The sequence below is a fragment of the Anaerolineales bacterium genome (assembly GCA_016928575.1).
Lineage (GTDB): Bacteria > Chloroflexota > Anaerolineae > Anaerolineales > RBG-16-64-43 > JAFGKK01.
The window spans coordinates 1-7525 of sequence record JAFGKK010000123.1; the positions used below are offsets into that span (position 1 = coordinate 1).

Here is a 7525-nt window from a genome sequence, read left to right on the forward strand (position 1 = left end):
AGGCAAAAACACTTTTTCCGCGTTGTCCACAGGATCCGACAAAATCTTCACAATGTTTACCTTAATGAAAAACCGGAAAAACAAGGGGTTTTATTACCGCTCAGCATGATTGATATTGAAAGGATAACCGGCCATCTTCCATCCTCACCTCTATCCCCGGTCCCCTTCCCCCTCTCTTGGCATAAGCCAGGAGAGGGGGAAGGGGTGAAGGGGAAGGGGGGGGGGTGAGGATTGGGTGATGGCGGGATGCTGAGCAATTACGGGTTTTTTTGAAATACCACTCCCCGCATAAGCTGAAACCGGAGCAATACAGTAAGGGAGAGCATAGAACGACTCCCCATTTTCGTGAAGAGTCTTGATTATCTGATATAATTTGTCCGATTTGCTATGCATGAGATGGCGGTCACCGAGAGCATACTTCAGATCACGCTCGACCACGCCGGGAAGGCAAAAGCCGGCCGGGTCAGCGCGATCAACATCAAGCTCGGGCAACTCTCAAGCCTGGTCGACGACTCTATCCGCTTCTACTGGGATCTGATCGCCGAGGGCACCATCGCCGAAAAGGCCGAACTGCGCTTCGAACGCATCCCTGCGCGCGCGCAGTGCCTGGATTGCGCGGCCGAATACCAACTGCCGAAGGATGCCTTCACCTGCCCGAAGTGCGGCTCGGAACGATTGCGGATCGTCGCCGGCGAAGAAATGACCGTCGAGAGCATCGAAGTGGAGGCTTGACCCTCCCCTCTCTCCCCTCCCGTCAAGGCTTCGCCCAGACCGAGGCCGGTCTGAAAACCCCGACGGGAGGGAAGGAAAACCACATGCCCAAAACCATCCCGGTTGTCGAAAACATCCTTTCCGCCAACGACAAAGTCGCGGCGCAGAACCAAGCGCGCTTCGACGCCGCCGGCGTGTTCGCCGTCAATCTGATGGCCTCCCCCGGCGCGGGAAAGACCAGCCTGATCTTGGCGATGCTCGCGGCGCTCCAAGGCCGCCTGCGGCTCGGGGTGATCGAGGGCGACATCGCCACCTCGATCGACGCCGACAAGGCGGCCGCGGCCGGCATCCCGGCGGTGCAGATCAACACCGGCGGCCAATGCCACCTCGACGCGGTGATGGTCAGCGGCGCGCTCGACCAGCTCCCGCTCGAACGGATCGATCTGGTGATCGTCGAGAACGTCGGCAACCTGGTCTGCCCGGCCGCCTTTCGGCTCGGCACGCACATCAACCTGCTGGCGGCCTCCATCCCCGAGGGCGACGACAAGCCCTACAAATATCCCGGGATGTACCGCGGGGTGCAGGCGCTGGTGATCAACAAGATCGACCTGCTCCCGTACGTCCCCTTCGATATGGAGTATTTCCTCCGCGGGGTGGAGGCGCTCAATCCGGGATTGGTAGCCTTTCCGCTTTCGTGCCGGACCGGCGAGGGATTGCCGGCCTTCGCGGACTGGATCGCCGGGCAAGTGCAGCATGGACGCCAGAAGAATCCGCATTAGCGGCACGGTCCAAGGCGTCGGGTTCCGCCCGTTCGTGCGCCGTCTCGCCGCGCGGCTGGGAATCCGCGGCTGGGTGTGCAACACGTCGGGGTCGGTGGATATCGCCGCCGAAGGCGGCGCGGCGCGGCTGGCCGAGTTCACCGCCGCGTTGCGCGCCGAGGCCCCTCCGCTGGCGCGGATCGACGCCCTTGAATGGAATCCCGTCCCGGCGGCCGGATACGAAACCTTCGAAATCAGCGCCTCCGTCCCCCGGCCGGGCGATTTCCAGCCGGTGGCGCCCGACATCGCCTTGTGCGCCGATTGCGAGCGCGAACTGTTCGATCCGCGCGACCGCCGCTACCTCTATCCGTTCATCAACTGCACCAATTGCGGCCCGCGGCTGACGATCATCCGCGACGTGCCCTACGACCGGCCGCTGACGAGCATGGCGCCGTTCGCGATGTGCCCCGAATGCCTCGCCGAATACGAAAACCCGGACGACCGCCGGTTTCACGCCCAACCGGTGGCCTGCCCCGTCTGCGGGCCGCGGGTGTGGATATTGGCGGGGGCGCAGGGGGCGCAGCGCGCTGCGCCCCCACAAGACCAAACCATGCAGGATGCCATTCTGGCCGCCCGGCGCTTGCTTCGCGAGGGGCGGATCCTCGCCGTGCGCGGGATGGGCGGATTTCACCTGGCCTGCGATGCCGCGAACGCCGAGGCGGTCCGTACATTGCGCCGCCGCAAGCGCCGCAGCGCCAAGCCCTTCGCGGTGATGGTCCGGGATTTGGCCGTGGCGGAAGGTTGCTGCGAGATCGGCGCGGCCGAGCGGGCTCTGCTCACCGGCCCCGAGAAACCGGTCGTCATCCTGCGCCGCCGGGCGGGCTGCCCGATCGCGGAGGAAGCCGCCCCCGGCAACGGGACGCTGGGCGTGATGCTGCCGTATTCCCCCCTGCACTTGCTGCTGCTGCACTCCGGCGACGCGGTGCTGGATGCGGAAAGCGCGCCGGAGGCGCTGGTGATGACCAGCGGCAACCTGAGCGAGGAACCGATCGCGATCGGCAACGACGAGGCGCTGGCCCGGCTCGGACCGCTGGCGGATGCGTTTCTCCTTCACAACCGGGAAATCATCCAACGTTGTGATGATTCGGTCGTACGGGTATTCGCCGCCGGGGCGCAGCCTGCCGCGCCGATACCACCCCGGCAAGTTGAGCAAGCCGTGCCACTGCGCCGCTCGCGCGGGTACGCGCCCGCCCCCATCCTCCTGCCGTTCGATTCCCCCCCGCTGCTCGCCGTCGGCGGGGAACTGAAAAACACGTTTTGCCTGGCGCGCGGACGCTACGCCTTCCTCAGCCCGCACATCGGCGACATGGAAAACGCCGAGACCCTGGCGGCCTTCGAGGAGGCGGTCGAGCGCTACCGGCGGTTGTTTCATACCGACCCGGAAATCATCGCCCACGACCTGCATCCCGGCTACCTCGGGACGGGGTGGGCGCTTAAGCACGCGGGCGGGCGGCGGCTGGTCGGCGTGCAGCATCATCACGCGCACGCGGCCGCCTGCATGGCCGATAACGGCTTGAGCGGGGAGCGGCCGGTGATCGCACTGGTCTTCGATGGAACCGGATACGGAACGGACGGCGCGGTTTGGGGCGCGGAAATTCTGGTCGCGGATTACCGCGGCTTTGAGCGGGCGCTGCACCTGGAATACCTGCCGCTTCCCGGCGGCGACGCCGCGATCCGCCATCCGTGGCGGATCGCCGTCGGGTTCGCCCGAGCCCTCGGGCTTTCCCTCGACGATCTGCCCTTTCTGCGAAAGCGGGATCCCCGCGAGGTTCAGATCGTGCGGGCGCAGACGGAACGCGGGCTCAACGCGCCTCCGGTTTCGAGCATGGGGCGCCTTTTCGACTGCGTCGCCGCGCTGGCGGGCGTGTGCGCCGACGCCGACTACGAGGCACAGGGAGCAATCGAGCTCGAGGAACTCGCCCGCACCCTTCCCGGCGAGCGGGGCCGGTACCCGTTCGCGCTGGAGGGGGACCTCGTCCGAGTCCGGGACTTGCTCACGGCGGCGATCGAAGACGTACGCGCGGGGGAATCCGCGGCCCGCATCGGCGCCCGTTTCCACAATACGGTGTGCGCGATCGCCGTGCAGGCCGCCCGCGCGGTCCGTGATTTGCGCGGAATCCGCGAGGCGGCGCTGTCAGGAGGAGTCTGGCAGAACGCCTTGCTGCTGAACAGCGCCGCATCCGGCTTGCGGGAAGCAGGGTTCGAGGTTTACACTCACCGCCGCGTCCCGCCCAACGACGGGGGCCTGGCACTCGGCCAGGCGGCAGTGGCGGCACAACGGGAGGCTTGAATGTGTCTGGGTGTTCCGGGGAAAATTCTGGATGCGTATACCACCGGCTCTGTGCGCATGGGCCGGATCGATTACGGCGGCGTGGTGAAGGAAGCCTGCCTGGCCTATGTGCCGGACGCCGCGCCCGGCGATTACGTCCTCATCCACGCGGGGTTTGCGCTTAACGTGCTCTCCCCCGACGATGCCGAGGAGACGTTGAAGCTGTTCCGGGAGATAGGAGAACCCGCTATTTCCTCCTCACCCTCCAGCCCCGTCTCCCGGCAAAAGCCGGGAGAGGAGGAGTAGGAAGGGGGGATGAAATTCCTCGACGAGTACCGCGATCCGACGGCCTCCGCCGCGCTCTTGGAAACCCTCCGCCGGGAGGCGACCAAGCCGTGGACGATCATGGAGATCTGCGGCGGGCAGACCCATTCCTTTTTGCAGCACGGGCTGGATGCGATGTTGCCCGCGCCGATCGAACTCGTGCACGGACCGGGCTGCCCGGTGTGCGTCACGCCGCTCGAGCAGATCGACCGGGCGGTGGCGATCGCCTCGCGCCCGGAGGTGATCTTCACCTCGTTCGGCGACATGCTGCGTGTTCCCGGATCGGAGCGGGACCTGTTCGGCGTGCGGGCGCGCGGCGGCGACGTGCGGGTCGTCTATTCCCCGCTTGACGCCCTGGCGATCGCCGAGGCCCATCCCAAGAAGGAAGTGGTCTTTTTTGCGATCGGGTTTGAGACCACCGCGCCGGCCAATGCCATGGCGGTGCTGCAGGCGCACGAACGGGGAGTGAAAAATTTTTCGATGCTGGTCTCGCAGGTCCGCGTGCCGCCGGCGATCGCGGCGATCCTTTCCTCGCCGTCCAACCGCGTGCAGGCCTTCCTGGCGGCCGGGCATGTGTGCACGGTGATGGGATACCGGGAATACGAGCCGTTGGCGGAGGAGTTCCGTGCCCCGATCGTCGTCACCGGATTCGAACCGGTGGACTTGCTGCGCGGGCTGCTCGCGGCGGTTCGCCAGTTGGCGCAAGGCCGGCACGAGGTGGAGAACGCCTACCCGCGCCTGGTCTCGCGCGGAGGCAACCGTCCGGCGCAGGAAGCGATCGCGCGGGCCTTCACTGAATGCGACCGCGCCTGGCGCGGGATCGGCGTGATCCCGCGCAGCGGATGGCGGTTGCGCGACGAGCTCGCGGCCTTCAACGCCGAACAGCGCTTCGACGTCGGGCGAATCGCGCCGAAGGAATCGGCGTTGTGCATTGCCGGCGATGTGCTGCGGGGAATCCGCAAACCGCCCGAATGCCCGGCCTTCGGCAAGCAGTGCACTCCGCAAACCCCCTTGGGCGCCCCGATGGTCAGCGCCGAAGGTGCCTGTGCGGCGTATTATCGATACCGCCTCACCCCCTCGCTCCTTCTCTCCCGGGATAACCCGGAAGAGGAGGTTGGGGGTTGAGGGAGGAATTTATGCCCGACTTCGATTCGTTTTCCTGCCCCCCGCCCCTTCCGCCCGGCGAACGGGTCATCCTCGGCCACGGATCGGGCGGCCGCTTGAGCCGCGACCTGCTGGAGCGGGTGATTCTGCCGGCGCTGGGGGATTGCGCACCGCGCTCGCTCGACGATTCGGCGATCCTCGACGGCGGGGCCGGAAACCTGGCCTTCACCACCGACGGCCACGTCGTCCAGCCGCTGGAATTCCCCGGCGGCGACATCGGCCGGCTGGCGGTGTGCGGAGCGGTCAACGATTTGGCGATGGTCGGCGCCGAGCCGGTCGCGCTCAGCCTCGGCTGCATCCTGGAAGAAGGCTTCCCGCTCGAAACGCTGTCGCGGATCCTCGTCTCCGCGCGCGAGGCGGCGCGCGAGGCGGGCGTGTACCTTGCCGCGGGCGACACCAAGGTCGTGGAGCGCGGCAAGGCGGACGGCCTGTTCCTGACCACATCCGGAATCGGCCGGCTGCCTCCGGGACGGAAGATTTCCGGCGCGGGCGCGAAACCCGGCGACATCGTCATCCTCTCCGGGACGATCGGCGACCACGGCATTGCGGTTCTTTCGGCGCGCGAGGGCCTGGGCTTCGAGACCGACCTGAAGAGCGACGTTGCCCCGCTGAACGGGCTTGTGGCGGCCATGCTCGCCGCGGGCGAGGTGCATGCCCTGCGCGATCCGACCCGCGGCGGGCTGGCCACCGCCCTGGCGGAAATCGCGGCCCAATCCGGCGCGGGAATCGAGCTCCACGAGACGGCGATCCCCGTGCACGGACCGGTGCGCGCGGCGTGCGAGATGCTCGGCTTCGATCCGCTGTACGTGGCCAACGAGGGAAAGCTGGTCGCATGCGCCGCCGAACGGGACGCGCGCGAAATCCTCGCGGCGATGCGCGCCCACCCCTACGGCGCGGAGGCGGCGGTGATCGGCCGGGTGCGTGAGGATCCGCATCACCGGGTTCATCTGCGGACGGCGATCGGCGGGACGCGGATCGTCGACATGCTCCCGGGCGAAATGCTGCCGCGGATTTGTTAAACCGCACAGCCCGCCCCCGGCGGGCTTTGCGGTAAAAAAGAGTGAATCGGAGACCGCTTATGGAATGGTTCTCGGCCCAATCCCACATCCTGTAGGCGCTGCTGGGCACCCTGTTCACCTGGGGGCTGACCGCACTCGGCGCGGCGATGGTGTTCTTTTTCCGCACCTTCAACCGCCGGCTGATGAATTCGATGCTCGGATTCGCCGCCGGGGTGATGATCGCCGCCTCCTTCTGGTCGCTGCTCGCGCCGGCATTGGAGATGGCCGCCGAGGGGCCGCTGCCGGAATGGTTCCCCGCCGCGGTCGGCTTCCTCCTGGGCGGCGCCTTCCTCTGGGGGGTGGATAGGATCCTGCCGCACCTGCACCTCGGCCTGCCGATCGAGAAGGCCGAAGGCATCCACACCGGATGGCAGCGCTCGATCCTGCTTGTGCTGGCGATCACCCTCCACAACATCCCCGAAGGGCTGGCGGTGGGTGTGGCCTTCGGGGCCATCGCCGCGGGGTTGCCGGCCGCGTCGTTGGCGGGAGCCATCGCCCTCGCCATCGGCATCGGACTGCAGAATTTCCCCGAAGGCGCGGCGGTCTCGATGCCGTTGCGGCGCGAGGGATTCTCGCCGCTGCGTTCCTTTTGGTACGGACAACTCTCGGGCACGGTGGAGCCGCTGGCGGCCGTCCTCGGCGCGGCGGCGGTCATCCTGGTCCGGCCGATTCTGCCCTACGCCCTGGCCTTCGCCGCCGGGGCGATGATCTACGTCGTGATCGAGGAACTGATCCCGGAATCGCAATCCGACAAGGAAACCGATCCGTCCACCGTCGGGGCGATGCTCGGGTTCGCGCTGATGATGGTCCTGGACGTGGCCCTGGGGTAAAATCCGGGCTTACCGCAGAGGCGCAGAGGCCGCAGAGAAAAAGGGGGAGAAATGGATTACCAGGAAATTGGAAGGGGAATTATCGATAGTTCGATAAAGGTTCATCGCACCTTGGGTCCCGGGCTCCTGGAATCCGCATATCAAGCTTGTATGAAATACGAATTACACCGTCGCGGAATACGGGTGGAAACCAAGGTCGATCAACCGGTCACCTATGAGGGGATGCGGATCGTTGCCGGATATCGTTTGGACATGGTCGTCGAGAATCGAGTAGGGAGCGGTGACTGGCCGCTCCCTCTCACACCACCGGACATGCGGGTCCGCATCCGGCGGTTCGCAAAAGAGAACACG

Annotated in this window: 6 protein-coding genes and 2 pseudogenes; all 8 read left to right on the forward strand. The window is 66.4% G+C overall.

From position 1 onward, the window contains the following. The first annotated feature begins 387 nt into the window (after positions 1-387). Positions 388-732: pseudogene (gene hypA / locus JW929_14775) on the forward strand (hydrogenase maturation nickel metallochaperone HypA). A gap of 83 nt (positions 733-815) precedes the next feature. Then, complete coding sequence (hypB, locus tag JW929_14780; GenBank protein MBN1440669.1) at positions 816-1490, forward strand: hydrogenase nickel incorporation protein HypB; 675 nt, start codon at positions 816-818, stop codon at positions 1488-1490. Next, positions 1465-3819 carry a carbamoyltransferase HypF gene (gene hypF, locus JW929_14785; protein MBN1440670.1) on the forward strand — a complete coding sequence of 785 codons (2355 nt, stop codon included), beginning with the start codon at positions 1465-1467 and terminating at the stop codon, positions 3817-3819. The genes hypB and hypF overlap by 26 nt, the downstream gene beginning before the upstream one ends. Continuing rightward, the gene (locus JW929_14790) at positions 3820-4104 is read left to right on the forward strand and encodes a HypC/HybG/HupF family hydrogenase formation chaperone (GenBank protein MBN1440671.1); all 285 of its coding nucleotides are present in this window, start codon (positions 3820-3822) and stop codon (positions 4102-4104) included. It begins immediately after the preceding gene. A 9-nt stretch (positions 4105-4113) separates the two neighbouring features. Further along, positions 4114-5247 carry a hydrogenase formation protein HypD gene (gene hypD, locus JW929_14795; GenBank protein ID MBN1440672.1) on the forward strand — a complete coding sequence of 378 codons (1134 nt, stop codon included), beginning with the start codon at positions 4114-4116 and terminating at the stop codon, positions 5245-5247. An 11-nt stretch (positions 5248-5258) separates the two neighbouring features. Beyond that, a complete protein-coding gene (gene hypE / locus JW929_14800) occupies positions 5259-6305 on the forward strand; it encodes a hydrogenase expression/formation protein HypE (protein MBN1440673.1) in 1047 nt (348 codons plus the stop codon). Between the two features lie 59 nt (positions 6306-6364). Beyond that, positions 6365-7174 (forward strand): annotated as a pseudogene (locus JW929_14805) (ZIP family metal transporter). 51 nt (positions 7175-7225) lie between these two features. After that, positions 7226-7525, forward strand: a 300-nt coding sequence (locus JW929_14810) for a GxxExxY protein (protein MBN1440674.1), incomplete at its 3' end; no start/stop codon positions are given.

Bases quoted from the DNA above. Each gene is read 5' to 3' on its own strand.
- hypB (MBN1440669.1), top strand. From the start codon at position 816: ATGCCCAAAACCATCCCGGTTGTCGAAAACATCCTTTCCGCCAACGAC.
- hypF (MBN1440670.1), top strand. From the start codon at position 1,465: ATGGACGCCAGAAGAATCCGCATTAGCGGCACGGTCCAAGGCGTCGGG.
- JW929_14790 (MBN1440671.1), top strand. From the start codon at position 3,820: ATGTGTCTGGGTGTTCCGGGGAAAATTCTGGATGCGTATACCACCGGC.
- hypD (MBN1440672.1), top strand. From the start codon at position 4,114: ATGAAATTCCTCGACGAGTACCGCGATCCGACGGCCTCCGCCGCGCTC.
- hypE (MBN1440673.1), top strand. From the start codon at position 5,259: ATGCCCGACTTCGATTCGTTTTCCTGCCCCCCGCCCCTTCCGCCCGGC.